Source organism: Nitrosococcus wardiae (genome assembly GCF_004421105.1).
In the GTDB taxonomy this organism is placed as follows: Bacteria; Pseudomonadota; Gammaproteobacteria; order Nitrosococcales; family Nitrosococcaceae; genus Nitrosococcus; species Nitrosococcus wardiae.
Genome location: NZ_CP038033.1, coordinates 1,580,068 through 1,606,695 on the forward strand (window position 1 = coordinate 1,580,068; position 26,628 = coordinate 1,606,695).

General features: G+C 46.6%; 20 protein-coding genes, 7 pseudogenes and 1 riboswitch. Of the genes and pseudogenes, 9 read left to right on the plus strand and 18 right to left on the minus strand.

The genetic code is table 11. The annotated features are described in order from the left end of the window. Nucleotides 1–59 precede the first annotated feature (59 nt). Together E3U44_RS07740 and E3U44_RS07745 are read left to right on the plus strand one after the other, a co-directional pair. Nucleotides 60–1,007, plus strand: coding sequence for an ATP-grasp fold amidoligase family protein (locus E3U44_RS07740; RefSeq protein ID WP_134357613.1), 948 nt, complete (start codon nucleotides 60–62; stop codon nucleotides 1,005–1,007). 464 nt (nucleotides 1,008–1,471) lie between these two features. Further along, nucleotides 1,472–2,623 (plus strand): CapA family protein, encoded by a 1,152-nt coding sequence (locus tag E3U44_RS07745; RefSeq protein ID WP_134357614.1) that lies wholly within the window; start codon nucleotides 1,472–1,474, stop codon nucleotides 2,621–2,623. 71 nt (nucleotides 2,624–2,694) lie between these two features. On the opposite strand, the pseudogene E3U44_RS07750 reads toward E3U44_RS07745, so the two are convergent. Together E3U44_RS07750 and E3U44_RS07755 are read right to left on the minus strand one after the other, a co-directional pair. Next, a pseudogene (locus tag E3U44_RS07750) lies at nucleotides 2,695–3,373 on the minus strand (IS1 family transposase). After that, a pseudogene (locus tag E3U44_RS07755) lies at nucleotides 3,366–3,707 on the minus strand (DUF4372 domain-containing protein); the annotation flags it as partial. The pseudogenes E3U44_RS07755 and E3U44_RS07750, both read right to left, overlap by 8 nt. A 586-nt stretch (nucleotides 3,708–4,293) precedes the next feature. Here E3U44_RS07755 and E3U44_RS07760 point away from each other — a divergent pair. Then, nucleotides 4,294–5,130 (plus strand): polysaccharide lyase family 20 protein, encoded by an 837-nt coding sequence (locus E3U44_RS07760; RefSeq protein ID WP_134357615.1) that lies wholly within the window; start codon nucleotides 4,294–4,296, stop codon nucleotides 5,128–5,130. 565 nt (nucleotides 5,131–5,695) lie between these two features. Here the strand turns inward: E3U44_RS07760 and E3U44_RS07770 are convergent. Both E3U44_RS07770 and E3U44_RS07775 read right to left on the minus strand, forming a co-directional pair. Then, nucleotides 5,696–5,875 (minus strand): annotated as a pseudogene (locus tag E3U44_RS07770) (IS3 family transposase); the annotation flags it as partial. A gap of 111 nt (nucleotides 5,876–5,986) precedes the next feature. Further along, nucleotides 5,987–6,793 (minus strand): annotated as a pseudogene (locus E3U44_RS07775) (IS1595 family transposase); the annotation flags it as partial. A gap of 177 nt (nucleotides 6,794–6,970) precedes the next feature. Between E3U44_RS07775 and E3U44_RS07780 the strand changes: the two are divergent. Next, entirely contained in the window at nucleotides 6,971–7,891 is a 921-nt protein-coding gene (locus E3U44_RS07780) for an FkbM family methyltransferase (RefSeq protein ID WP_134357618.1), read from the plus strand. A 173-nt stretch (nucleotides 7,892–8,064) separates the two neighbouring features. On the opposite strand, the gene E3U44_RS07785 is transcribed toward E3U44_RS07780, so the two are convergent. Together E3U44_RS07785 and E3U44_RS07790 are read right to left on the minus strand one after the other, a co-directional pair. Continuing rightward, nucleotides 8,065–8,301 (minus strand): hypothetical protein, encoded by a 237-nt coding sequence (locus E3U44_RS07785; RefSeq protein ID WP_134357619.1) that lies wholly within the window; start codon nucleotides 8,299–8,301, stop codon nucleotides 8,065–8,067. After that, nucleotides 8,298–8,546: a hypothetical protein gene (locus E3U44_RS07790; RefSeq protein ID WP_134357620.1), complete on the minus strand. Its 249-nt coding sequence runs from the start codon at nucleotides 8,544–8,546 to the stop codon at nucleotides 8,298–8,300. Before E3U44_RS07790 ends, E3U44_RS07785 begins: the two co-directional genes overlap by 4 nt. A gap of 314 nt (nucleotides 8,547–8,860) precedes the next feature. Between E3U44_RS07790 and E3U44_RS20600 the strand changes: the two are divergent. The 3 genes and pseudogenes from E3U44_RS20600 to E3U44_RS07800 form a co-directional block, all read left to right on the plus strand. After that, nucleotides 8,861–9,177, plus strand: a pseudogene (locus E3U44_RS20600) (IS1634 family transposase); the annotation flags it as partial. Between the two features lie 462 nt (nucleotides 9,178–9,639). Beyond that, complete coding sequence (locus tag E3U44_RS07795) at nucleotides 9,640–9,879, plus strand: hypothetical protein (RefSeq protein ID WP_134357621.1); 240 nt, start codon at nucleotides 9,640–9,642, stop codon at nucleotides 9,877–9,879. Further along, a complete protein-coding gene (locus E3U44_RS07800) occupies nucleotides 9,879–10,769 on the plus strand; it encodes a sulfotransferase family protein (RefSeq protein ID WP_134357622.1) in 891 nt (296 codons plus the stop codon). The genes E3U44_RS07795 and E3U44_RS07800 overlap by 1 nt, the downstream gene beginning before the upstream one ends. Before the next feature lie 154 nt (nucleotides 10,770–10,923). Here E3U44_RS07800 and E3U44_RS07805 read toward each other — a convergent pair whose 3' ends face one another. The 6 genes from E3U44_RS07805 to E3U44_RS20610 all read right to left on the minus strand — a co-directional run bounded on the left by E3U44_RS07805 (nucleotide 10,924) and on the right by E3U44_RS20610 (nucleotide 15,285). Continuing rightward, nucleotides 10,924–12,408, minus strand: a complete 1,485-nt coding sequence (locus tag E3U44_RS07805) for a DUF4185 domain-containing protein (protein WP_166805037.1) — start codon at nucleotides 12,406–12,408, stop codon at nucleotides 10,924–10,926. Nucleotides 12,409–12,532: 124 nt separating this feature from the next. Continuing rightward, entirely contained in the window at nucleotides 12,533–12,757 is a 225-nt protein-coding gene (locus E3U44_RS07810; protein WP_134357624.1) for a transposase, read from the minus strand. A 219-nt stretch (nucleotides 12,758–12,976) separates the two neighbouring features. Further along, nucleotides 12,977–13,759, minus strand: a complete 783-nt coding sequence (gene istB / locus E3U44_RS07815; protein WP_134357625.1) for an IS21-like element helper ATPase IstB — start codon at nucleotides 13,757–13,759, stop codon at nucleotides 12,977–12,979. Then, complete coding sequence (gene istA, locus E3U44_RS07820) at nucleotides 13,756–14,784, minus strand: IS21 family transposase (RefSeq protein ID WP_134357626.1); 1,029 nt, start codon at nucleotides 14,782–14,784, stop codon at nucleotides 13,756–13,758. The genes istB and istA overlap by 4 nt, the downstream gene beginning before the upstream one ends. Nucleotides 14,785–14,852: 68 nt before the next feature. Continuing rightward, nucleotides 14,853–15,077, minus strand: coding sequence for a recombinase family protein (locus tag E3U44_RS20605; protein ID WP_276321968.1), 225 nt, complete (start codon nucleotides 15,075–15,077; stop codon nucleotides 14,853–14,855). Beyond that, nucleotides 15,055–15,285, minus strand: coding sequence for a recombinase family protein (locus tag E3U44_RS20610; protein WP_276321969.1), 231 nt, complete (start codon nucleotides 15,283–15,285; stop codon nucleotides 15,055–15,057). Before E3U44_RS20610 ends, E3U44_RS20605 begins: the two co-directional genes overlap by 23 nt. Nucleotides 15,286–15,408: 123 nt before the next feature. Between E3U44_RS20610 and E3U44_RS07830 the strand changes: the two genes are divergently transcribed. Then, nucleotides 15,409–16,929, plus strand: a complete 1,521-nt coding sequence (locus E3U44_RS07830; RefSeq protein WP_134357627.1) for a VanZ family protein — start codon at nucleotides 15,409–15,411, stop codon at nucleotides 16,927–16,929. Nucleotides 16,930–17,321: 392 nt separating this feature from the next. On the opposite strand, the pseudogene E3U44_RS07840 reads toward E3U44_RS07830, so the two are convergent. The 4 genes and pseudogenes from E3U44_RS07840 to E3U44_RS07855 all read right to left on the minus strand — a co-directional run. Next, nucleotides 17,322–18,201 (minus strand): annotated as a pseudogene (locus E3U44_RS07840) (IS1595 family transposase); the annotation flags it as partial. Between the two features lie 238 nt (nucleotides 18,202–18,439). After that, nucleotides 18,440–19,294 (minus strand): polysaccharide lyase family 20 protein, encoded by an 855-nt coding sequence (locus E3U44_RS07845; RefSeq protein ID WP_134357628.1) that lies wholly within the window; start codon nucleotides 19,292–19,294, stop codon nucleotides 18,440–18,442. A 97-nt stretch (nucleotides 19,295–19,391) separates the two neighbouring features. Continuing rightward, on the minus strand, nucleotides 19,392–20,582 hold the full coding sequence (locus tag E3U44_RS07850; protein ID WP_134357629.1) for a fibronectin type III domain-containing protein: 1,191 nt from the start codon (nucleotides 20,580–20,582) through the stop codon (nucleotides 19,392–19,394). 883 nt (nucleotides 20,583–21,465) lie between these two features. Next, the gene (locus E3U44_RS07855) at nucleotides 21,466–22,626 is read right to left on the minus strand and encodes a fibronectin type III domain-containing protein (protein WP_134357630.1); all 1,161 of its coding nucleotides are present in this window, start codon (nucleotides 22,624–22,626) and stop codon (nucleotides 21,466–21,468) included. A gap of 60 nt (nucleotides 22,627–22,686) precedes the next feature. Next, nucleotides 22,687–22,777: riboswitch (cyclic di-GMP riboswitch) on the minus strand. A gap of 198 nt (nucleotides 22,778–22,975) precedes the next feature. Between E3U44_RS07855 and E3U44_RS19925 the strand changes: the two are divergent. Then, nucleotides 22,976–23,547: pseudogene (locus E3U44_RS19925) on the plus strand (transposase); the annotation flags it as partial. Between the two features lie 30 nt (nucleotides 23,548–23,577). Here E3U44_RS19925 and E3U44_RS07865 read toward each other — a convergent pair. Then, entirely contained in the window at nucleotides 23,578–24,774 is a 1,197-nt protein-coding gene (locus tag E3U44_RS07865; RefSeq protein WP_134357632.1) for a PqqD family peptide modification chaperone, read from the minus strand. Nucleotides 24,775–25,179: 405 nt separating this feature from the next. Then, on the minus strand, nucleotides 25,180–26,619 hold the full coding sequence (locus tag E3U44_RS07870) for an undecaprenyl-phosphate glucose phosphotransferase (RefSeq protein WP_134357633.1): 1,440 nt from the start codon (nucleotides 26,617–26,619) through the stop codon (nucleotides 25,180–25,182). Nucleotides 26,620–26,628 lie beyond the last annotated feature (9 nt).

The following is a 26,628-nucleotide window of genomic DNA, read 5'->3' on the forward strand; positions in this document are numbered from 1 at the left end:
GTATTTTGCGCTAGGCGAGGCTCTGCTGGTGATAATACTTAATTTAAGGAGCGTGTCTAATGAGAAACATAAAAAAACCCAAGGTAGAGCGATTCCCGCTGATTAGTAAGTATGTATTTTTGATACTCTCTGTTATACCTGACAGATGGTTTATTACTATTAGGTACGCTTTTAACCTAAAACGGCTACCAAATCTTAAAAATCCAATAAAATTTAATGAGAAATTACAATGGATTAAGTTAAATTGGCATGATCCAGTGGCTGTCATGTGTTCTGATAAAGTTGGCGTTCGGGAATTTGTTCGTTCGCGGGGGTGTGGTGAAATATTGAATGAGTTGTATGGAGTTTACGATAAAGCAGAAGATATAGATTTTTCAATGCTGCCTAAATCGTTCGTGTTGAAGGCAACTCATGGTTCAGGATGGAATATTGTATGTCAAGATAAATCAAAAATCGACGTAGAGGAAACAATTAACAAAATTAAGCTGTGGTTAAATAGTAGCTATTACAATCATGCTCGTGAATGGGTGTACAGGGACATTAAACCACGAATAGTGTGTGAAAAGTACCTAAGTGATGGTGAAGATGAATGTTTGAAAGATTTCAAATTCTACTGTTTTCACGGAAGACCTTTATATTGCCAAGTAATTGGAGACAGGCATAAAGGTAAGGTCGTTGATTTTTATGACAAAAATTGGAATTTAATGCCATTTACGGGTTCGCATTTACCTGGCAAATCATCCCCTCATTTTGATTACCCTTTATCCAAACCTAAAAAGTATGAGTATATGCTCGAGATTGCTGAAAAACTTTCCCGAGATTTTGCATTTGTCAGGGTAGATTTGTATTGTTTGCAAGACAAGGTATATTTTGGAGAATTAACCTTTTTCCCATTTGGTGGCCTAGGTGAATTTGAACCTTATGAATGGAATTATAAGCTTGGAGGCCTGATTGACTTAAATGCCTTTCACAAACTTTCAGCCAAGGACAATGTTATGGGGGCGTAGTCGGCGCAGAGGTTAAGCAAATGGCCTCAGGTAGGGTCGAGGGCTGGCGCGGTAATCCATTAGGTGAACCCTTGTCTGTATCCGGCGTTTCCACCTTCGTGCCCGATTAGGGTTCCCCGTGATCCCGTTTCCAGCCCTCGACCTTACCTGAGCCTCACTCGCTAGGCCTTAGGGCAGATATTGCACTTCGTGCAAACCCTCTTCGCGCAGGGGCAATCTCAGGAACAGATGTTGGGCAACTAATGCCCCCTTAACTCTACTCCTATCTCCGCATTTAGAGGTTAACTTTCCAAGTCGTGTATAACCGCCAAAGGCATCACTCTGCGATTGGCTATCAGACCCAGTGGGCTATGAGAAACAATACCGAAAATTAGGTATCCTCTGTCCGGAAAACCCTTGCCACATCATCGGAGAAGAAATTTTATTCCCGATTTATGGGACAGCATTGATATAGAGGAAAAAAAATGAGAAGTATTACTTTTCTCTTTACTGGTGATTTTGCTCCTGTTAGGCGTTATGAGAAATTAGTTCTTAAGAAAGGAAGAGATATCTTTGGTGATCTCCAAGAGGATATATTTGATGCAGATGTATCTTTTGTAAATCTTGAATCGCCTCTTTGTCTCTCTGACAAGGCTATAAAGAAAAGTGGACCCAATCTAAAAGCACATCCCAACTGCATTGAGGCAATTAAAGGTGCAGGTTTTGATGTGGTTGGGCTGGCTAATAACCATATTATGGATTATGGAAAAGAAGGGTTGGACGAAACTTTTGAAGCTTGTCAACAATTCAAATTGGATTATAGCGGAGCTGGAGAAAATCTCAAAGAATCCCAGAAGCCACTTATTTTGGAACGAGGTGGTAAAAAAATTGCTATAATAGCCGTAGCAGAGCATGAATTTAGCATAGCAGAAGTAGGTAAACCTGGTGTAGCTCCGCTTGATCCTATCGATAACACTATACAAATAGAGAAAGCACGTAGAGAAGCTGACTTTGTGTTTATTACTATCCATGGAGGTAATGAATATTTTCCTTATCCTAGACCAGGATTAAAAAAGTTATGCAGATATTTTATTGATCGGGGAGTTGATGCGGTTATTTGTCATCATCCCCATATCCCAGGTGCTTATGAATTTTACCAAAGCAAACCTATTGTTTATAGCTTAGGAAATATTCTATTTGATTCGAAAAAGCCTATAAAAGATTGGAATAATGGGTATGCTTTTCGTTTGGTTTATTCCATGGAAAAGAAAACACTGGTTTCTTATGAATTTATACCTTATTACCAATCGGTAGAAAATATGGGGATTAGAAAACTGCATAGCGTAGAAAAAAATAAGTTTTTAAAAAGACTTGATTTTTTTAATAAAATTCTCCTGGATGAGGCTAGCTATAGCTTTGAGTGGAAAAATTTTTGTCAAAGGAAAGAATCAAATGAGATACTGCGACAGTATTCTCCAGTTTTATTCAAGGGTATTGGTAGATTGACAAAGGTTATTTCGCCAAAACGCTTTTTTTTAACCAAAACAACAATAAGGTCAAAGCTTAATATGATCAGATGTGAATCTCATCTTGAGTTATTACAGACAATTTTGGAGGAAGAGCATAATAAAAAATGACATTCAGTGCATTACACTATATCAATATTTATAGGTAGTCCCAAAACTTAAGTGATTCTACGGGTCTTGCTCTAAGCCTCTGCAATGGCAGCGTTGTAATGGTGTACAAAGTTCCAGATAGCGTCGATATGATTTTCAAGTTTCTTAGAAAAGGAGAGCGTATTTCTCACTAAACGAGAAACCCGTTGTCTTAAGGTGCAATTGAAACGTTCCACCTTGCTCGTTTTCCTCGTCTCCTTACCGACCGGGCGATGTCGGGTAGCCGGTAAGAGGGCGTTATAGGCTTGCCAAAAATCCATATAACTGACCGCGCATTGACGATACACCGCCGGGAGTAAATCCCATAGACCTCGGGCGCCGGCCTCGCTCCGATCCCCTATATATAAAGGCCCACAATTTCCCCTGTATCCACGTCTATGGCGATCCAAACCCACTGTTTAGCCGACTTTTTTCCAACAAATCTCCAGAACTCATCACATTGGATCGTAAGACGCCCTTTCTCTTTTTTTTACCTCGACCTGTCGATGAATGGTTTTGTATTTCTGGTTCACCTATACGGCTCCGACACACCTGTTACACGAGCAATACCCGCTAAGGGCATATTCATCCAGTAACCGCTTGTCAATCACCGCTTTGGTCTCGTCGGAAATCCTTTGCTTTCTTGGGTTTTCCACAAACTGTCGACCACAGCGCTTGCTTGGGCTTTCCATTACCCAATCTGCCATTCTTGACCACTACAGGTAGAGGCATCAAGCGAGTAGAGCTTGTTCTTGAACCGGAAGCCATGGCGAGGGGCGCGCCCTTGGCATTGGATAAGGAGCTTTCCGGCCAACTGTTCGTACAGTGTGTAGGGCTGCTTCTCATTGACTCTAGCCAGAGAGGAGCGGCTGACGATTGCGGCACCCAGATGGTAGAGCTTGGCGGTCTGGGCGGATAGATTGCTGACGACATCGCGCAGACTGGAAAGGCCCGACAACTGTGCCAGCGTCATGGCAACGAACTGCGACCACCGGGTCATCTTGCGCAGTTTCCGGCCATCGTGGTGCCGGTTTGCCAGGGTCTCGAATTCATGTCTCGGGACCAGTTTGAGTCACTGAGAAAACACGGTATTATGATGAGCCAAGGCCTGAGCTCCTTCTTGTTTTTCAATGACTTTTGGCGACTTCATTGTATCAAAACAAGTCGGTTTTCAGGCCTTTTTCGTTGTGCCTTTATGGGACAGCAGTGATTTTAACCCATCAGGAGTGTCCATTTTTTTCAGGATACCTCAAACCGCCGTGTACGGTCCCGTACGCACGGTGGTGTGGGCGGACGATAGGGGCAACTCTCCCTCCGACCCGATAACTACCGACCGCTCGACGCCGCCTCTGTAACCTTTTACTGTTTCAGCCCGCTTTAAATACCACAGCGTGTATTGCCCGTTGGCTCATTCTTGAGACTCTGACCACACCTGCTGGGCGTAAATCCCTTGCAGCGTTTTATTTGAACTGAGAAACAATCCGGCATAAGTAGACTTCGGGCTATTGAATACTTAGATGTGCTCTAAAGTTAAAGCCCTCATGGACGAAATAAGAAAAAAACTATTATTGCATTGTTATGCCTCTTAGGAACATTTCCTAAGAGTGCGACCTATAGGTAATATTAGTATAACGACAGGAGTTTTTAGAGCTATGAAACGATTAAGATTTAAAAGCTTTTTGTTTAAAATTTTCTTCTTCTCTGTTGTTCTATTTGTATCCTCGGCATCAGCAGCAACGATAGAGTACTCCAATAATTTTGAATCGGGGTTTGGAGATATTGTATTTCACTATAAATGTCGAGATGAACAATATAAGAGGGTAACTAATATAAGCCGGGAAGGCAGTTATTCGTTGCGCACTTTCCAAAGAGGTGACGAGGGTTGTATCAAAGACGGTGATAAAATGCACAGAAGGCGAACACAAGTGACTTTAGGAGATGATCCTCGGTTTCGGTATTTGCGGGATACAACGTATTGGATTGGGTTTAGTGTTTACGTGCCTCACGATTACCCAATACACAGAAAGGATGGTATTTTTGTATATGGCTCAATTTATGGAAGTCAGCCAGGTGAGCCCGCGATATATTTAAGAAATGGCAAATGGCAGATTGACAACAGATGGTATGATGGGATCAGTATAAAGCGCAAGCGGATCTTCGAGGGGAAGGTCAATGTTGGCCAATGGACAGACTTTGTGCTTGAGTTAAGGCGCTCGCCGACAAAGGGCAATGGTGTTTTAAGAGGTTGGATAAATGGAAAACTAGTTGGCGAGACAGCTGGAGTGATAGTGGGCACAGACTATTCAACTCCACCGGCGGCTAAATTAGGAATTTATTTTGGGGGCGACCAGAACGACGACTATACGCTTTATTTTGACGCTGTAAAAATAGCCAAAGGTGCTGATGGCTATGCACTTGTTGCGCCAGGAAGTTCCAGCAGGAGGTTAGAACCGCCGGCTAATTTAGCAGTAATTAATACAATCCCTTAAATAAGGTAGTGAACTCTAACATATATATTGTTTTATCGAGCCGCTATAGCCGGCTCGACTCTTTAATATTGCTCTAAAAACGCGCGGAATCTATTGCTATCATATCTTTTGTCCGCAACAAGCACAGAGAGATTTCCGGGAATGCTGGAGTAGATTTTTTGAGCGAGCCTCACTTCCACCGGCGAAGCCGGCTCCGGGGGGGTTACCAAGACCAGTACTATCCATTTTGTACTTTTTCCTTTCTTGGCTTTTCCGACTCTTGTGCCTTTTTTAGAAGGGAGTAGTAGTCCAAGAATTTCTTCTACGAGTAGGTGAAATAAAGAGAGGCTAAGAGACTATACGTGGAGTTATAGTGGATAAGCAAAGAAGAAACTGGAACACTGAGCAAAAGCTGACGATTGTGCTGTTCGCTGAGCAACCAGCAGGGCCCCGCGAAGGTGCATCGTGAATACGAGGGGCGGATCTCGCTCAAAGGCTTTATGGGAGTAGCGGAACAGCTCTGCTGGCGGTTGCAAAATTTTCTTCATGGCGAGACTGATGTGGCAAGGGTTTTCCGGACACATAATCACGCTATTTTTCGGTATTGCTTTTCATAGCCCACTGGAGTCTGATAGCCAATCGCTGAATGGCGTCTTTGGCGGTTATAAAACACTTCAAGATATTCAAAAATCTCTTGCTGGGCTTCTGTTCGGGTCAGGTAACGCCGGTGATGGGTGAGTTCGGTTTTGAGGGTATTAAAAAAGCTGATAGTGCTCAAAAAGTAAAACGCCTCTCACGAATTTTCAGCCTAGGATAACGGCACCGGAGCATGATCGAGGCAGAGGTTGAGTAACCAGGAAGGAAGTTGGGGTTCTTAAAATCGGCGGTTAAAACGGTAACAAAACTCATTGAGATACGCTTGTAAATAAGCTTTGGAGACGCCATGGTCAGTCCCGAGGAGAAATCGCTTAAGGTTGGCGATAGCCACATGGACCCAAGGCAGCCACTGACTGGCCTGCTCGGGCGGGGTGACCCGTGGGCAGTGAATGTGGCAGTCCTGCAAGCTGCCAAGGGCCGGCAAGGCATCGGTAAAGACGGTGTGTTGTGGCCTCAACTGACGTTGGGCAAAATCAGCCACGTGAGTGTGGTCCACCTGGTTCACCGCCTCCAGGGCCAGAAAGCCCGCTCGTTCGTCCCGGTCCTCACAGGCCACCCAAATGGGGGTTTTTCCTTCGGCGCCCCGGCCGCGCTTTCCCGAACATTGGCCCCCATCATCGAGTTCCCACCATTCGCCCAACCGATAAAGGCTATCGTGATGTCCCATGGCGATGCGCAGTTTGCGCAGCATCCGGTGGGCCGTGGGCCAGGAGATAGCCAGCAGCTTGGACAAACGCAAGGCCGAAATCCTCCCTTTGTCCGAACTTACCCAGTCAATCGCCCAAAACCATTTCCTCAAGGGAATCTTCGTGGAATGAAAAATTGTTCCGGCGGTCACCGACACCTGGTGGCGGCAGCTCGCACATGGATACAACGGGCGGGTCGTTATCAGGTGTGCCTTATCATGGCCGCATTGCGGGCAAATAAACCCGTTTGGCCATCGTCGTTCGGCCAGAAATTGTGCGCACGCTTCATCGTTGGGAAAACGGGTTTGCCGCTCAAAAAAACTCATGGCCTCAGCCTTCATCACTGTCTCCGCTTTTTGCCATTGTCTCAACTCATTAGACAGAGAGGGCTGAGAATTGTTTAGAAGCATTTAAGGTAATGATGTCCTTATTAGCTAAAAAAATGTACAGATTCGAGCTAAAATTACTCCAATGTAGAGATTATTACAATACTATCGCATCTCGGAGGAGAATAAAAATTGAACCGTCTGAAGAAATTTTTAAAGGGGCGGCCTTTGCGCTGGGTTTTTTGGCATCCTCACCAGGGTCTTTGGAATTGGGATTTAGTTCGAATAGTCAGCAAGGTTCTACCGATAGATCTTATACGCAAATTTATTATTGGATCGATAATCTTTCTTGATACAAGTGTTCTCTGGATAAGAGCATTTGCAAGAAGAATAAGAAAATTAGGTCTTGCAAGCTTATTTATAAAAGAAAAATTGCCGACGAATATTCCTATTTTGTATCTAGATGTGGGTACGCATAAAGAAGCAAAAGAATTATCTTTAATGGTGAACAAAATATTGCCACGTTTCTCCAATAACTTCCAAGCATATGGTTTTGAGGCTAGTAAGGAGTTATTTAACTTTGCTAAAGAGAAGTTTAAAAACAAAAAAAATATTACTTTGATTCAGGCTGCTCTGTGCCAAACGCCACCAAAAGATGGCAAAATATGCCTTTATAAGGATTCTAGGGAAGGATTTGCCAATTCCCTATTTAGGGAACAATATAGCGAACATGAATACGTAAAAGCGTTACGGCTTTCAGATTGGTTAAAAGAAGAAGACATTAAACTATCAAGGAAAATTTCTCTTTTGAGGATGAACATAGAAGGAGCAGAATACGATGTGGTGTTAGACCTCGTAAATAATGGAGTTGCAAAGCATATAGATGGATACTATGGAATGTGGGACGATGTATCAAAAAATAGCGTAGAGCTAGACAAGAAATTTAGAACATTTCTGCGAAACAATGGCGTCTTCCCATTCACATTTAATGGAAGAGACTTTGTATCCTGTCTTCGGCTAAAGTGCATAGAATACGATATTAGCACCACGATCCGAGACGGTTTTAGAAGACTATTACTAAACGGATCTCATCTCAACTTTGAGAATGATTGAGGACAAACCAGAGGGCAGTTAGGCTGTCATCTCTTTTATCAGGAGAAGATGACGATGATTCATTCACCCGCCGAGTTTACCTTGCTAGTTAAATCCGGATAGGGGGACGCCTCATGGCGCCGCCCATCCGATATCACCGGGCATACGGGTCCGTACACGGCGGTTCGATAAAATTAAATATTCACGCGCGGATCCAAGCGCGGAAGGCTCAGCGCATCGAAATATCCAATCATGTGCTTTACAGCGCGCGGCACTAGCGGCTGTCCGATCAGACCCCAGGTCCGCCTGGAGCGGGTTTGGGGCTTGACCCCGGCTTCATCCTCAAAGCCGATCTCGGCCCCCAGCTTTCCCGCCAAGCGCTGGATCTGGGGGAATTTGATCTGGAGATAAAGAGGCGAGCTCGTCCTCACCGCGCCCGATCTCCTAGTACTGGGGTTTCTGATAGCTTAGCCCGAGTTTTCTCAGAGGCTGAGGTCACCCCGTGCACCATGGTTCCAAACTGGCGCTGCAGCAACTCGGCCAGGATATCGCGGTTCCACAGTAAGGTGTCATCGCCATGATGCATCGGAGTAGAACTTAAGACCGTCTCTTTGAGCCAAGCGTCGATCTGCTCGGTGATCACCGCTTCGGCCCCCGGCGCAGGGCGGCTGTCCACGGCCTCATCACCATCTCGGTCATAGCGCTCGAGCTATTCATAGACACTGTTTCGGCTGAACCCAAAGATCTCGGCCACCACTTCCGGGCTGTGTCCCTTTTCTCGAATAGCATGCACCGCACGACGGCGAAGATGCTCCATCACCTCATCAGGAAGCTTGCCGTCTGTCTTTCAGTCCTTCATCTTTACATGGCCCGTCTCCAGGTTTAGGTGTCTTGGGGTATCACATTGGGGGATTATTCATAAAAATTAGACAATTTTTGTCGGCTTATTAAATAATTAATTGATATGTCCAGTAACAACAAAGCACAGATACTCACCACAAGGCACCAGGATCTCAGAACAGGGCTTGTAAGTTTCTCAAAGACCCCATGTTCCTGGCGGTCACCTTCTTTCTCAAAAAGATCGAGCGCCGGAACACCGTATCCGCACCACCCTCGCCGCTCATCAGGCCAGTGTGCCCGATCAAAAGGGCAAACCCACCGCCCGGTGGGTCTTTGAACTCTTTTTGGATGTGCATCTGCTCTTGATCACCCGAGAGAGCACCCAAGTCTTGATCGTCAATCTCAAAGAAGAACTCAGAACACTGCTGGCCTTGCTGGGTTCATCTTATCAGGAGACTTATCCGTGAAAACCGTGAAAATCTTACAGAGGGGGTAGGAAAGCCGGATAACGGGCTAGAAAGGCTGCATTTCCGCCCGTAAGTCTCCCAAGAATCGAGTCCATATTCTTAGATATCAAGGAAACGATCAAAAAGTCTTGCTAAAATTATCAGGTATGGGTAACGTTTGTCCGGCGATAGGTGGGAAAGTGGCGTTGAAATTCCTATTCATTCCTCTTCTCTCTTTTTGGAGGTATGCCTTAGCTGCTCCATTTCAGGGTCGGGGGAGAGGCAAGACAAGTGTCCGCACTGGGCCGAACGTCGGAAACGGGGGAGTTAGACAGGTCTCTTTAGTTTGAAGTAGAAACCCACGTTCTAAGGATGTGGTCAGTGGTCATGAGTGGCAGGCTCTGCCTATCACGAAAAAAAAGGCTCATATTAAAACCGAGGTTGAGTTGTCCCCACAACATCAATCTTGAAGAAGGAAGTAACATGAGCCGTTTTGAAAGGCAATTCCGCGTGCTAAGAATGCGGATGTTTACTGGTTGCAGAACTCGGCAACAGCAAAAAAAGGGAATGGGAAGCTTCGAAGCGATGATCGGGGATGCGCAACGATGGTGGGAGAATGAACTCCGAAGCCGTTTTGGGCGATTCTTTGATGTGCGTGTTTGTGAGACGGCGATTGGGAGGTTCCAGTTGTTGGAAGGCGTGAGGAACGGGGTTTTGCAGTAATGTTGCGGGACGATGAGTTCCTGGATTTTGTGTATGTTGGAGCCCCCAGGGCAGGGTCGACGTGGCTTGCAGCTGCGCTGAACGAACATCCCGACATCTGGATCCCAAATCACAAGGAGATCCACTTTTTCAATGACAGACTCGTCTACCCGTTCGAGTACAAGTACCCGCGTGGGGTCGCGCATCTCAGAAGTTACTTTGAACGAGCACCCGAGAACGCAATACTGGGTGAACTCTCCCCCTTCTACTATTACGATCCCAACGCGGCCTATAGGATCTACAAGCACTTTCCGAACGCTCGAATTATCGCATTTGTGCGAAACCCGGTGGACATGATCTATTCGCTCTACCTGCTGTTGCGAGAGAGGGAAAGGCGGGAAGCGACGTTTGAGCGTGAGCTGGCGAAGAATCCGTACCTGCTGGACCTGGGTTTCTTCCATCGACTACTGACGCCATATTTTGACTGGTTCCCGCAAGATAGAATCTTCGTCGCAGTGTTCGAGGACTTTTTCAAAGATGAGAGTGAGGGGGCCAAGCGGTTGTTTCGGTTCCTCGGAGTGAGAGCAGATTTCGAGCCGAAGGTAGTAGGGCTTCGTGTTAACGCGGCGACCGAGAAGCCGCCCGGCCTCAAATCTCACATCAGGGGGCGCGCCCTACGGTTATTGAACACGGCGTCATTCACCATAGTGAAGCGAGCCCTCCACACTGTGCGAGACAACCGTCTACAAGGTCACGTTCGAAAGGCGAGTGAGAAAATTAAGGAGGGATCGTTGGCCCGGCGCGGAATAGCGACAGAAACGCGCAAGGAACTCCTTGCGCGTTTTGAGCCGGATATCGCCAGACTAGAATCGCTTCTGGGCTGTAGTTTGGCTGCGTGGAGAGAGCCGTAATCACGGTGACAGGCGATTTCTGCTGTCGACTATATAACGTCGTGCAGGCGCCACCCAAATTCTCCCGCTCTCCACCTGTAGCTGCGGGAGGGACTACCCGTTTCAGGAGATCCAGCTAGCTCACATTTTGCCGAAGGACGTGAGACAGACGAATCTACTCCGTTACCGAGTTCGCACTCGTTCCGTTCCATGGGCCGAGGCTTACGGGTGTTGAGACGGTGAAGGAGCCATCCACCGTGTTCCAGGAGTCATTCTGGTTGATGCCGCTGAAGACGAGTGTGAAATCCCTCCCGCCGTTTCGGAACCAGCGGGGTCCGAGCGTCCAGTAGAATGTCGATGCCTCGACCTGTCCCCATCCGGATTCCCTGAGTACCTCCGTCCATGGTCCCCAGGGCTCGGGTGCCTCGTGGATCTGGATGTTACCCGCTCTGCTCGCGGTGTGTTCGGTGATCAGCACGTATCGACCGAGACCGGGAACATGAGTAACGCTACCGGTGGTCCAGCTCACCCCGGCTGCATCTTCAAAAACCGGAACACGGTCGGCGAAAGCTCCCCAAGAGGGCGACTGTGGCGTACCGGTGAAGAACTCGTAGGCTTCCTGGTTTTCGATGTCGCTCACCGGGACGCGCATGAGATAGATCGCGCCGGGATCTTGTATCCGCATCGGCGGGCCTGAGCTGTCCTTAATGTCGGCAGCATAACTATAGACGAAAGTGTCGCGAGCGCCTGCGTAGTCTTGCCCGAAGTTAAGGAAAACACCATGTGCGAGGTTGAAGGTGGCTCCGTCCCAGACAACAGGAGACTCGGCGGGGTCGGTCCAGCTACAGCCCTTGTCGGTGCTCTTGATGAGTGCGAATTCCTGGAAGCCCTCAGCGTTCGAGCCGGGTGAGCGCCAGGCGTACAACACGCCCTCTATGCTCAATATCCCGTAGGCCTTACCATCGAATGTCGCGGGGCACTCGGGATCGTTACCACCCCACCGGTTGAATCCCTGATAGCTGCGGTGATCGGCCTCGACCCGGGCGAAGCCGAAACTGACCCGGCCGTCGGTATTCGTGCCTCCGAAGCCGCCTCCATCCCCCCACGATGTGTATTGGTGGTCGTCATCGGACCACGTCATTGGCCAGTTGTCCGAACCGGGCGCGAGTCTCGTGTGGGTACCCCATTCGAAGCTGACACCGATGATCATGGCGTCCGACCCGTCGCCCGTGCTGGTGCATGAGATATCGAAGTTGGTCGAAGCCGTGCCGTCCGCCGGTACGTTGACAGTGCGGGGATTCGAGCCGCTGACCATGCAGTTGCTCGCGATCCCGGTGAGCGCGACGGTGTGGTCGCCCTCCAACAGGCCGCTGAACGTGATTGTAGCATTGACACCGATCGACCGGCTCTGCTGGCCGTCGACCGTCACTGTGTAGCTGCTCAACCCAATGCTGTGCCCCGTCTTGGAGGCCGTAACCTGGAGGATCCCGGAGCTTCCCTCGGTGATCTGCTCGCACGAAGGGCAGGATCCAACGGCTAGTACAACCACCAGGGATTGTATGACAAGGCGGGTTGACATAAATGTGCGGGTCTCCAGCTGTTTGAGTTTTTGGCTTTCGCCGATTCTTCCGATCCTCCCCCTTCTCACGTACCGCCGCACACATCTCCAACCGGCCCAACAGCCCCACATCTTCTAATCAATCCGAGACCTCTCAATCAATTCGTCATACTCTTCGGTGAGCGGATGCCCGATTGATCCTCAATTATAGCGGTTCTCACTTAAGTTAGGGACAGAGTCCGCAATGTTTAAAATAGGCTTGACAGTATTGGGGGGAAATCAGCGTGAGCGCTTCGCTGAGGGCGTGATAAAGTGGCCCTTTTGTCCGGGTGGCTTTTTTCTTTAGGAAATGTTTTAGCTTAGACCAGGCATACTCAATAGAATTGAGTTCAGGGTGATAAGGGGGTAAAAAGACCCCCCTGGCGCCGGTCTGCTCGATTCGCTCAATCACCTCTTCCTATCGGTGAGCGGCGGCATTATCTAAAATCACCACTTTTCCTGCCCGCAGATGGGGCAGCAGAAACTGTTCGACATAATAAAGGAAAACGGGACCATTGAGCGTGCCTTCAAAACACATCGCAGGCAGTACTCCGTCCCTGTGTCAACACCGATTGAAAATTGACCCACTTTGAGTGGAATCCACCGATTGAAATTTGACCCACCTGCTTTATTAATCGTCTCTGGTTTTGGAGGCCGGAGACACACCGGCCTGACGTTTCTCCCTCAGTCGATAACTTTCCCCCTGAATCGGCACCACATGGGAGTGATGTAACAGGCGGTCGAGAAGTGCGGCGGTCAACACAGTGTCTCCTGCGAAGGCTTGATCCCACTGTCCGAAGGACAGGTTAGAGGTGAGGATGATCGAGCCTTTCTCATAGCGTTTGGCCACCACCTGGAAGAAGTGATTGGCTTGCTCACGGGAGAGGGGCAGGTAGCCGATCTCATCGATGATCAGTAGCCGGTGGTGACTGACGCTGCGGCGCATCACCTCCTGATAGCGCCCCTGGCGCTGGGCGGTCTCCAGTTGCAGGACCAAGTCCGCGGCACTGAGAAAGCGCGTTTTGATGCCCGCCTGAGTGGCGAGATAACCGAGGGCAATGGCCAGGTGGGTCTTGCCTACACCACTGGGACCGAGCAGGAGAACGTTCTCGGCCCGTTCAATGAAGGCGAGTGACGCCAGCTCCAGGAGCTGCGCCCGGGGTGCTCCGGTGGCGAACTCAAAATCGTAGTCCTGGAGCGTCTTGAGCACGGGAAAACCGGCCGTGCGGGTCATCATATACTGGGTGCGGGCCTGGCGGGCCGCCAGTTCCGCCTTGAGTAGCGCCTCCAGAAAATCCCCGTAGCCCCACTTCTCCCGGGCGGCCTGCTGCGCCAGGGGGCTATACTGCGCGGCCACGGTCGTCAAGGCCAATGGGGCACAGGCTGCCTCAATACGCTCTTGTTGCAGATTCATACCGAGACCTCCTGCACCAGCGCTTCATAGACACTCAGCGGATGCTGTAAGATAACTGCTTCAGCCAGCAGTGGCCGGGAAAGGGTGGATGTGGTCCCCAGCACCTGTCCTAGGTAGGGCCGAGGTAAAGGCTGAAGGTGTTCACGCTCCTCGATGAGCACCTCGACCGGTCTCCGCCCGGTGGTGGCATGGACCCGGCGGTTGGCCACTTCCCCCAGCCAGCGGTGCACCTCCAGATTGGCGGTGGCCTTGTCCAGGACCAATCTGGCTTGTTTCAGGCGGCTAGCCAGCGGGTTATAGAAACTGTGGCGCAGATAATGGTTAAATCGTTCCACTTTGCCCTTGGTCTTGGCCCGATAGGGCCGACATAGCTTGGGGACAAACCCATAATGATGGGCAAAATCCCACAGCCCGGCCTGAAAACGGTGCTGACCTTCGGCATAGTAGTCCCGTTGCAAGACGACCGTTTTCATGTTGTCGTAGAGCACCCGCAGCGGGACTCCCCCAAAGGCTTCGAAAGCCTGCTCATGACAGCTCAGCAAGGTCTCCAATCGTTCATCGGTGACAAATTCAACATAGCTCGCCCGACTGTAGCCCAATGTGGCCACAAAGGCCGAGAGCCGATCTCGACCCCGGCGAAATACGATCCAATCGACCTGCATCTGCTCCCCTGGCGCAGTTTCAAAGCGAACTACCGGCTCGGGTGCCGTCCGCGCTTTAAGTGTCCTCAGCCAATCCCGCAAAATCGAGATCTCCCCTCGATAGCCTCGCTCAGTAATCTCCCGGTACAACACCGTGGCCGGCAGCCAGGCCGGCTTAGCTGCCTCAACCCGAGCCCGTAAGTAATCCTTGTACGGATCCAGCTTGCTGGCCCTGACCCTACGCCGGTAGCGCGGGGGCTCCTCCCCGCGTAAGGCCTTACGCACCGTGTTGCGGGAAACCCCCAACCGCCGCGCAATCGCCCGTATACCCAACCCCTGTCGATGCAAAATCCTGATCTCCATCCATCCCTCCAATTTCAACATCGGACCCTCTCAAAAGGGCCTATTTTAGAAAAGGGGGGCCAATTTTTATTCGGTGACGTGGGTCAGTTTTACATCGTTGCTGACACCTGGACAGGGCCCCAAGGGTGGCCTTGGGTTGTCGGTTTTTCCCCGTAGGCTCTCTGCCCTTGAGGGGCTCGTCCTCCCCGCTGACCTTGACGCCGAGCGGCCTCAAGCCCCACCTGGACCCGTTCCCGAATCAGGGCCCGTTCATATTGGGCCAGGGCGCCGAAAAGATTGAAGATCCATTTCCTATGGGGTGGGTTTGTATCCATTGCTTTGGTGAGGGAGGCGAAATTGCACCCCCCGGGTTTTGAGATTGGTGACGATTTCCAAGAGAGGGGGCAGGGAGCGTCCTAACTGGTCCAGCTTCCAGACTACTAAGGTATCCCCGGGATGAATGAATTCCAGTGCCCGGGCCAGCCCAGGCCGCTCGGCGCTGGCTCCTGAGAGGCGATCTTGGGGGTTGAAGCCCAACGGCACGAAAGCGTACGCTAAGCCCCTTTATCGCTACAATCGAACCGTGTTTTGGAAAAGCAAATCGGTTGCATGCCAATCGCTTGATGCAGGTGCATAAGGTGTTGGAAGCCGGGGGTTACCACAGCCATGTTTCCAGGAAAAACTATTGAATGGCTAACTACATTAGCACTTATTGCAATAATCCTATTGGTTATGGTGGGCAGCCTACTTCCCTTGCAGTTTGCTGGTTCTTGGACAGCAATTAAAGCTGATTTGCAGGCGGGATGGATTTTATTGACCCTATTCGATTTAGAATTAGATTTTACGACGGTTATACAGCGTTTACTCGGTTTTATTCCTCTGGGCTTTTTAGTTCATCAAAAACTCATATACCATCGATATCAGCACGCAAAAGCTGTATCCATTGGTTTAGTCACGCTAATCGCTCTAGTAATCGAGCTTGCCCAGGCAGTAGTGTCGTCAAGGCATTCCCGAATTGTGGACTTTATGTTAGCGATAACTGCCGGCGCAATTGGCATAAAATTCAGTATTCCAATCCTAATTCATCAGATTTTTATCTATCCGGTTCTTGATACGATACGTCGGATGCTACCTGGTTTTTTGTGGCTCGGAAATTATATCGTCGCTTGTATCTGCATCGCAGCAATTATTCCTGCGAGTACTAATCTTAGTGGATGGAATTGCCATTACCCCTTGCTTGTTGGTAATGAATTAACCTATGACCGCCCGTGGCAGGGCAAAATCCGGGGATTTTCTCTTTATCCGAGAGAATTGACCGCTGATGAAATTGAGCATTTATCGCGCCTAGCCATGACATTAGAGAATGCAGAGCCTCGTAATGCAGCAGGAGCCCTTGCCTTATACTCCTTTGAAACGATCGCACATAACCGAGTTTCGTCACTCAGCCGCGAGAAATCTCCCTTAGATCTTCTAATTGGGAAAACAAAACCAGAGAAATGGCAGCTTCAAGAGGATGTACTTCATATCCGTGAACCGATGCTTATTAAGAGTGCGGTATCTGCATATGCTATCTGTAAGTCTATTATGGCCTCCCAGGCTTTTACTATAGAGGCCGAAATTGCAAGTGATGATCTTATGCAAAGTGGACCGGCAAGAATTATCTCGAACTCTATAGATACTCATCACCGAAATTTTACCCTGGGTGAGAAAAAAGGTGATCTGGTACTGCGAGTCAGGACCCCTCAGAATGGTGATAATGGGAGTGACGTTGAGCTTCAATCCAATGGCTACATCTTAGCGGGGGGATGGCATCATGTGATTGCGAGTTATGCCTCTGGGGTAGCAAAATTGTTTGTAGATGGCAAAGAAGCAACACTACCTCTACATTATGATGAAGCTTTGTTTTTGGGCACCACCATGTCAGCCAGCACTGCGCTTATGACTAGCTTTCTATTATTGGGGATGGGAATAGTGGCAAGAATTGTGTTTCGCCTTCACTCGACACTAAAGGCAGCAGTAGTGAGTGTTTTCTCAACTAGTTTTTTCCCCATATTAATTTCACTTGCCATTGTGATCTGGTTAGAACGTCATCCGAGCCCCATTTTTTGGAGCGCCGCTATCATTATGCCGCTTTTAGGTTTTGTGTTATGCTGGGTATTACAACGTCGTTTAGCATATAGCATTTGAAGAGGTACTTAGGATATACTGGAGGAGCACGTGATGTCCGTTCCCTACAGCGATGATCTACGCCTCAAAGCCCTTGCTTGCGTTGACCGCAGGGTTCCTAAAAGTCAGGTCAGCCGCTTGTGATGTGGCAAGGGTTTTCCGGACACATGGTTACGCTATTTGTCGGTATTGTTTTTCATAGCCCACGGGGGTCTGATAGCCAATGGCGGAGTGACGCCTTTGACGGTTATAAAACACTTCAAGATATTAAAAAAGCGCTCTGCGGGGGCATTATCGTAGCAGCAGCCCTGACGGCTCATGCTACATATAAAGCCATAATCCTTGAGAGTGTAAAGCACACGATTTGATCTGACATTTTGCTGAAAAAAAGTCTAACTGCCTCTGAAGAATGCTCAGCATATTTTTGCTGGCAAATGGGTAGCACAGAGGCCAAGAAGTCTTGCTGGAATTTCAGCTTCCCACTGCCGGCGGTTAAATCGGTAACAAAATTCGTTGAGGTACTCCTGTAAATATTTACCGGAGACCCCGTGAAAGGTCCCGAGTATGAATTGTTTGAAGTTGCTGATGGCAATGTGGACCCACGGAAGCCATTCGTCGACTTTTTCCGGAGGCGTTTTACTCGCCATGTGGAGATTGTTTTCTTCCAGACTATTCAAAGCGGTCAGGGCGTCGGTAAAGACGGCTTCACCCTCTTTGAGCCGTCTGCGGGCAAAGCCTCGGATCATTTTGCGGTGAACACTTTCAACGACTTCCATCGTCACAAACCCGGCATGTTCACCGCGGTTGTCGCAGGCCACTACGACGGGCTTTTTTTCCTCTGCACCTCGCCCCCGTTTGTCTTTGCGTTTGCCCCCTACCAGCGTATCGTCGAGTTCGATTAGAGTTTCTAGCCGATAGGGGCCCTCTCTGTGGCCCATCGCTGTGCGTAGCTTATGCCACATCGAGCGTGCTGTCGGCCAGGAGACCTCGATGACCTTGGAGAGGCGTACAGCTGATATTCCATCTTTGTCTGAGGCAATCCAATATATCGCCCAGAACCATTTCTGCAATGGCAGTTTGGTGGAATGAAATATCGTTCCCGATAATCGAATGCTGCTTATGGCAGCCACTACATTGGTACAGCCCTCGGTTAGGCAGAGAGTGGGCCTGATCGTGACCGCACGCCGGGCATTAGAAGCCATTCGGCCAACGTTCCTTGAACAAATGCGCTTGGCAAGCTTCTTCACTGTCGAAGCGCTGCTGCCACTGAAGATAAAGTGATCGCTTCTTTTTTCATAGGGAGTTCTCTAACTATTTTTTTGTACAACCATTATATATGATTTGCTGAGTTTTATTTAGAGGCATATTTTGTAATGGTGTATTCTGGGCCTGGAAGCGATAACTGGGGAACAGTTGAAGGTTTTTTCGTAACTAGCGATTAAATACTTACATTTTCTTTTTATTTAGGAGCGCCGATCAAGTGCAGCTTGATCGGCGCTAGCACATAAGTTATAAGCGGTCTGCTATAAAGCTATGGTAGTAAGTCGATAATTTTTAATCCAGTTGGAGAGGGAAGGGTAGTGGAAGACTCCAATGACTTTGAGGAATTCGCCGGATAAACTAGGTCGAAGCCATCAGCACCTTTGGCTATTTTTACAGCGTCAAAATAAAGCGTATAGTCGTCGTTCTGGTCGCCCCCAAAATAAATTCCTAATTTAGCCGCCGGTGGAGTTGAATAGTCTGTGCCCACTATCACTCCAGCTGTCTCGCCAACTAGTTTTCCATTTATCCAACCTCTTAAAACACCATTGCCCTTTGTCGGCGAGCGCCTTAACTCAAGCACAAAGTCTGTCCATTGGCCAACATTGACCTTCCCCTCGAAGATCCGCTTGCGCTTTATACTGATCCCATCATACCATCTGTTGTCAATCTGCCATTTGCCATTTCTTAAATATATCGCGGGCTCACCTGGCTGACTTCCATAAATTGAGCCATATACAAAAATACCATCCTTTCTGTGTATTGGGTAATCGTGAGGCACGTAAACACTAAACCCAATCCAATACGTTGTATCCCGCAAATACCGAAACCGAGGATCATCTCCTAAAGTCACTTGTGTTCGCCTTCTGTGCATTTTACCACCGTCTTTGATACAACCCTCGTCACCTCTTTGGAAAGTGCGCAACGAATAACTGCCTTCCCGGCTTATATTAGTTACCCTCTTATATTGTTCATCTCGACATTTATAGTGAAATACAATATCTCCAAACCCCGATTCAAAATTATTGGAGTACTCTATCGTTGCTGCTGATGCCGAGGATACAAATAGAACAACAGAGAAGAAGAAAATTTTAAACAAAAAGCTTTTAAATCTTAATCGTTTCATAGCTCTAAAAAATTCTAGTGTTATTGTGTAAGTTATATTATCTTTAATTAGACAAGGATTACTTCTTAATAATATAAGAGTCTATTTCTTTTAATTATCATGGGTTAGCAAGGCCAAAGATGATATATCCAACCACTTCGGAAGTATGATAAGTTTCATCACCCATTGACTGTTCTTCGTCTACTTTTACTGTGACAGAATTAGAGGTTAAGTTATCCCATCTTAGGCTAGCTGTATCCATTCCATCACTTGTTTGGAGATCTAAAATAGCGATTGGATTATTAGCGTATGAATTAAGGAATGAAACTAGGCGGAATTTATGGTCCATGTTGTCTTCAGTTCTACCTATTTCAAAGGGGATGGCGCCAGCCATTCCAACAGAGGGTTCTGCGGCAATATAGTCTACGGATTCATAAGCATGGCCGTCGCTATTTGCTTCTTGTTCTTGCAACAATAGCTTAAACATTTCTTTGCTAATGTCCTTTTTCCTGGCAGTAACTCCATCTGGTTCATTATCGCTGGTGACGGATGTAAGCACGACAGGAGAAACATTGAACGGCTGCTGAAAGTTTACGGTGTCAAATGAAGAGGTGGTATTTGTCCAGGTACTGCCGGCTTCTATTTTTGTCCCATCTGGTAATATATAGTGGCCTTTCTCCATGGCGATAAAGTGGATTTTCTCTTGTGTATGCCAGCCATCACGATAGTCCCATTCCTGGACACGGATATCGAATCCGTCACTGGTGATGTTGCGGATTCTAACAATACTTGGATCACCTCCTGAATAACTCATAGACGGCGCAATTACGACTGGATCAATAAAGCTCTCTTTGAAATTTACCCGCACCCACTTATGATCCGCTATAACTTCTCCAACCTCTATTGGTGGTACGGTATCTTCATTAATGTTTGGCTCTGATGAGGTTGTGCTAGAGGGAAGCGTAGCGGTTATTTCATTAGAAAAGTCGCTGTATTTTGATTTATCCTGATTGTAAGCTTTTGCGGCGATATAATAAGTTTTTTCTGATTCTAATCCTGTGAGGGTATATGACGTTTGGTTTCCAACATCTATACTATGGTTGTAATTACCGCGAGATGAGCCATAGTAAAGTTTATAACCTGAAACGCTCGGTTCGCTAATATCATCCCATGCAAGTACAGCCTGCGCTGCGTTGACGTTAAGGCTGTAGGCAAGAAGGACTATACTTGTGATTGTGGTTTTTATGGCTATATTTGTAAAGGAGGGTTTCTTTTTTATAAGACGTAATAGTTTTAACCATGTAGGCATAATTTATTATCTCCCTGGGAATAAATGTCATCCAAAAAAACACCGTCGACAGCTTGGTATTGGAAATAACAAGCTGCGCGATTCGGTAGTTGTAAGTTTTGATTTTTAAATTGACACGAACTAGAAATGGTTTTGTTTTTATTTTGGCTCAAGGGATAGCATATTTTGTGCCAAAAAATAAATTTGCAGTTAAAATAAACGGCTTATATTTTTTTTTGCTTAGTAGGCTACTTATCGGGTGGTATAATTTCTGTCGTTTTCTAGAGACGTTCTTAATTGATTTTTCCCGATTTCTCTCTGTCATTAGTAAGCTTAAGATTTTTAATAAATCGATTTTGCAAAAGATGACAAATTTAGAAATCAGCGATGATATCTAGCTCAAAATCCACTAGATTATGGTTAGAAGTAAGTTAAGTAAATTTTTCCTATAGGGCGATAAAGGGCTTTAAATAAGGTGTCGCTAATTGGTGACAAAATGTGGATAACTAGTTTTTAGAAGAGTGGCCGGTCAGTGGTGAGTAAGAAAAAGCAGGTGCGAGTCGCTGGGGTAGCAGAAAATTGATCATGGTGCGCTTAATTTTTATGATGTGGTGAGGTGAGTAGCTATCCCTTGTCTGAGTGTAGAAAAGATGATACCGGGGTGATATTAGCAGCCGAGTTTGTTAAAGTAAGGCCGCTTGGAGGGATTTACAAAAAGGAACCCTGGAGTTTTTACGCAGGGGTGGATTTATGGTCTGGGGGTTATTAAACATCCTTGTTTAATAACTCAATCCTTAATAATTCTCGTAAACGCTCTAATCTACCTTAGATGAGGATTACTTAATCTCTTATTTCAACTATTTTACCTTCATGAAATAATATAAGAGTCTATTTCTTTTAATTATCATGGGTTAGCAAGGCCAAAGATGATATATCCAACCACTTCGGAAGTATGATAAGTTTCATCACCCATTGACTGTTCTTCGTCTACTTTTACTGTGACAGAATTAGAGGTTAAGTTATCCCATCTTAGGCTAGCTGTATCCATTCCATCACTTGTTTGGAGATCTAAAATAGCGATTGGATTATTAGCGTATGAATTAAGGAATGAAACTAGGCGGAATTTATGGTCCATGTTGTCTTCAGTTCTACCTATTTCAAAGGGGATGGCGCCAGCCATTCCAACAGAGGGTTCTGCGGCAATATAGTCTACGGATTCATAAGCATGGCCGTCGCTATTTGCTTCTTGTTCTTGCAACAATAGCTTAAACATTTCTTTGCTAATGTCCTTTTTCCTGGCAGTAACTCCATCTGGTTCATTATCGCTGGTGACGGATGTAAGCACGACAGGAGAAACATTGAACGGCTGCTGAAAGTTTACGGTGTCAAATGAAGAGGTGGTATTTGTCCAGGTACTGCCGGCTTCTATTTTTGTCCCATCTGGTAATATATAGTGGCCTTTCTCCATGGCGATAAAGTGGATTTTCTCTTGTGTATGCCAGCCATCACGATAGTCCCATTCCTGGACACGGATATCGAATCCGTCACTGGTGATGTTGCGGATTCTAACAATACTTGGATCACCTCCTGAATAACTCATAGACGGCGCAATTACGACTGGATCAATAAAGCTCTCTTTGAAATTTACCCGCACCCACTTATGATCCGCTATAACTTCTCCAACCTCTATTGGTGGTAAAATTAAATCGGTATCATCGGTGTTTTCAGGGATTGCTACTACTAATTCTTCAGAAAAATCGCTTTCTTGGACATTATCGCAATTACAATAAGAGGTAGCTGAGATGTAGTATTTTTCCCCAGCTAAAAAGCCATCTAAGGCATAGCTTGTCTTATTACCTACATCAACACTGCTTGTATATTGTCCGCTAACTTTTCCATAATGAAGTTTATAGCCGGAGACCTCAGGACTAGTGCTGGGATCCCAGGCAATAGTAATAGTGGCGGCATTAACAATTGAGGGGGTAGTGAGTACAATTATTCTACAAAGGAGGACTTTAATTTTGTGAATGAAATGAAACGTAGCATATTCTTCTGCAATATACATTGTAGAGCATCTCCTCTAAATCTGAATGCCGTTTACACAGCATCTAGAAGATGCACGTGTTACGGTAGCCTTGCTACCTTATCCTTAATATAATGGACTTAGGCCGGAGGCTTTGCGTCCCATCCTTTCGGATAGTTTGCCTTTTTCGGTTTTTAGAAATTTGCTATTTAAGAAAAATTATTATCCGTCTTACTTTGGATGTTTTCTTGGTTATCATATCGGTAAAGCCTCATCCTTTTTTGGTAGGAATGTGTAAAAATGAGAATTAGTTCACATTATGAAGGCATAACAGAGTGGTACCGGCTCAGTTGATATCACTTTGATAAGCTATGGCTGGGATACAGAATGGTACCTGCCAGAGCGTACTGTCCAGATAGGCATTGGTGATACTGAAGTGAAGGTGTCCAAGGTGTGCGAGCGCAGTGGATCGAGTATCTGTTTCAACAGCACCTGCCTGCCACCCTATCTGAAGCGAGCCCGTAGTATTGATGAGTGGCTAACCCACCTATATCTAAAAGGGGTTTTAACGGATGACTATCAGAAAGTATTGGCCGCTCTGCTGGGCGAGCAGGCCAAAGAACTCTCGGCCGATACTCTCAAATCGTCTGAAGAGCCATTGTGGAGGCAGCATGATCTGAGCCAGACTAGGCCATGTGTATTGGTGGGCTGGTGGCACCTACAGCAACTTGCAGATAGATGACTGTCTTTGTCTGCTGGTTATATATTGGAGTGACTGAACATGGCCGCAAAGAACTGGTGGCAGCCGAAGAGAGGGCTACCGGGAGTCAGGGGCTAGCGGGTCAGAGCTGATCTATGGGTTCCGCGCTCGAGGTTTGCAGAGTAGTTCGAAGCTGGCGATCGGCGATGGTGCACTGAGTTTCTGGAAAGAGTCTGTCGAAATGCTATCCGGCCATACCTCATCTGGCGCTATTGGATGATTCATTAATGGATTTAAGTTAGCTTTTGTATATGGTTGATAGCTTCGGGTAGGGAAGAATAGCGTAATTCCCAGCACTCAATATTAGAGATCCAATTTACTAGTTCTGAAATAGTAGTTGAATTTAAACGGCTGTTAACATCATAACCCCCTTCCGCAATTCGGTTAAGTGCTTCAGCGCGACCGATAGGCTGTACATAGGTTGTTATACCAGCAATGTAGCAGGGAAATATTATTTGCCTAACTGGGTAGCTAATTGTTACTTGGTTTGAAATGTCATGCGGAGCAAGGTAACGTATTTTTTTACCATCCTGCCGGTGATAAATAGGCAATTTTTCTATGATAGGATGAAAGGGAGAGAGCACAGGCCAAGCGCCCTCCTTGAGGCCGATACTAAGGGATATAGGGAGAACATGGTATGGGTGAGAAGTAAGCAGCACGATTTCATCGCTGAGATATCTATAGCCAGCTGCGATCATACCCGCTGCCAATGTTGATTTACCACTCCCTGAATCTCCTGGGAATAAGATGGCATAATTGCCCTTTGCCATTGCGGCTGCATGGATGATAGCTAGGCATTCAGAAGATTTGCAAGCCGTTACAAGCAACTCGCCATGAACTAACGGGCCAACTTCTCTCAGGTCCTGGCAGGTAGCTAATGGGATAAAGTTGCGCGATAGCAAATAACCTTCAGATTCTTTGGTAATATCAAAGACGCTGTTACAGGGGGTATTAGAAGCAATTTCTAAGTGGGCGATTATAGGATGTACAATTTGTTTTGTCTCTAGATTCGCAAAACGTACTTGGAAACATACGCTGCCAAAGCGGTAGCAGTGTTTATAAGCATGGGTTAATGTAAGCCGTTGTGGATGGTGTCCGACACCGGCTGGTTTGGAGTTCTCCATCCTAGGAAGAAAATTTTCCGTCGCTGGTACAGTGTTGTGGTCATATAGTAGTCCGAGGTGACGCCATTCGGAAAGGCTTGCTCGCACATCAGATTGGGCTTTCTCGGCTGAAATCCCAAAGGTATCGACCATAGCATGGATAATCTCTTGGGTAGAAAACCCCTCGGCCTGGTGGCACCAAATAAAAGCTGCACTGGTATTGAGGCGGTACAGATTGCCGTTCAGGTCAGAAAATAAAAGCAACTCTTTATCCAGGAAAAACTCATGTATGCCAACATAAGATTTATGTTGATTATTTGGTTTCATATTGCGTTTTAGGGCACTAAAGATATAAAAGCCATTTAAGGGTACCACCCAGGCTCATCTCGTTCATCATAAATATAGCATTTGCACTGCTTTTTTCAGTGCGGGTTTGGTAGTATGCTCAAGTAGGATATGAGTAAGTCATAGATAAGGTTATTAGATCAAGAACTAGCGTGCCTACAACGAAGCACTAAGGTCTACGGCGGGTGGTAAGTACCTCAGCAAAAGTTTTGTGGTGTTTAATTTACCCAAGCCTCTAATATATCGAGGTAATTACTATCAGAGTATATGCATAGGTACTTAACCCTGTTAGCACGGGGCCGGAAAACACGGGGTATGGTGTAAGCTTGAACACGTGATTGGCTCCCACTTTTATTCAAAGCCCAAACCTAATTTGACAGAAGAGGGTTAATAAGCTTTAGTATTTTTGAAGAACAACACAAAAAATGTTTTTATAAAAATTTTAAAATCTAAAGTAAGCGACCAATTACGCATGTACTCAATATCTGATTCTACCCGAGCCTTCATTTCTTCTAAGATTTTTGTCTCTCCTCTAAAGCCACGAACTTGTGCCAATCCAGTAATACCAGGTTTCACCTTATGTCTAATCATATATCCTTTGATTATTCTGCGGTATTGTTCATTATGAGTAACAGCATGGGGTCTTGGGCCGATAACACTCATCGATCCTTGAAGCACGTTGATAAATTGTGGCAATTCATCCAAAGAGGTATGTCTGAGGAAGTGCCCCAAAGGGGTGGTTCGTGGATCATTACGGGTAGCCTGAGTGACCGTCTCTCCATCTTCACAAACCGTCATAGAACGAAATTTGTAAACCATGATTTTTTGTCCATCGAGGCCATATCGGCGTTGTTTGAATAAAATGGGACCGGGAGAGCTTAATTTGATGCCTATTGCGATTAGTAGCATGAGTGGAGATAGCAATAACAGTGCAAAGGTAGCTATAATAATATCGCTTAGACGTTTAATGAACCCCTGCATTCCACAGAATGGGGTTTCGCATAGTGCTACCACGGGAACACCATCGATATCATCTAGGCGTGCTTGTATTAAGTTTAGGTCAAAAAGCAACACATTAGGCACATAATAAATGGAAGCAGTGGTATCTCGAAGATTATCAATAAGATCAACAATACGTTGTTGCTGCGTCAATGGTAAAGCTATAAATACAATGTCGATTTTTCTCTGCCTTGTGAGGACTGGTAACTCTGATAATCTTCCCAAAAAATCTCCCTCTATCAGATCCCCCGTACGATCTCTTGCTCGATCATCGAGAAATCCGTCTATTTCTATTCCCAAACGTTTATTATGCTTTGTCGTTTCTAAAAGTTGTCTGCTTAATTCATTAATACCTATGATAATTGCATGGCGTATCTTATATTTGATGTTAAATATCCGGTAGCAAAGAAAACGAACAGTTTCATGTGCCAATACAGTGAGAATAGGCGTAACTATAAACCAAGTTAATAATACCTTCCGGGAATAGATCTCTGATAGCTTGAGGGCATAGCCTAGAAATAAAAGCTCACAAACGACGACTATCCAGGCTAGCGTAAAGCTGTGAAAAAGCGACTGCAGGGATGGCCTAGTCTTGGTTTGATAGATACCGACAGCCTCAAACATGCCGAGGGCAAGCATAAGCGTTACCATGAATAGGCCTAAATAATAGGGGTTTTCTAGGTCAACGCCATAGATTAATCCGATGGGGTAGAGGGAGGCACTCGCAATAGCCGTGTTTGTTAATCGTTGTAGAAAAATAACTCCTGTATGCTCTCCATAATAAGTGCGCGATACAGTAACTTTTTTTGGAGTGGGTTGATTTTTCATAATTAATTT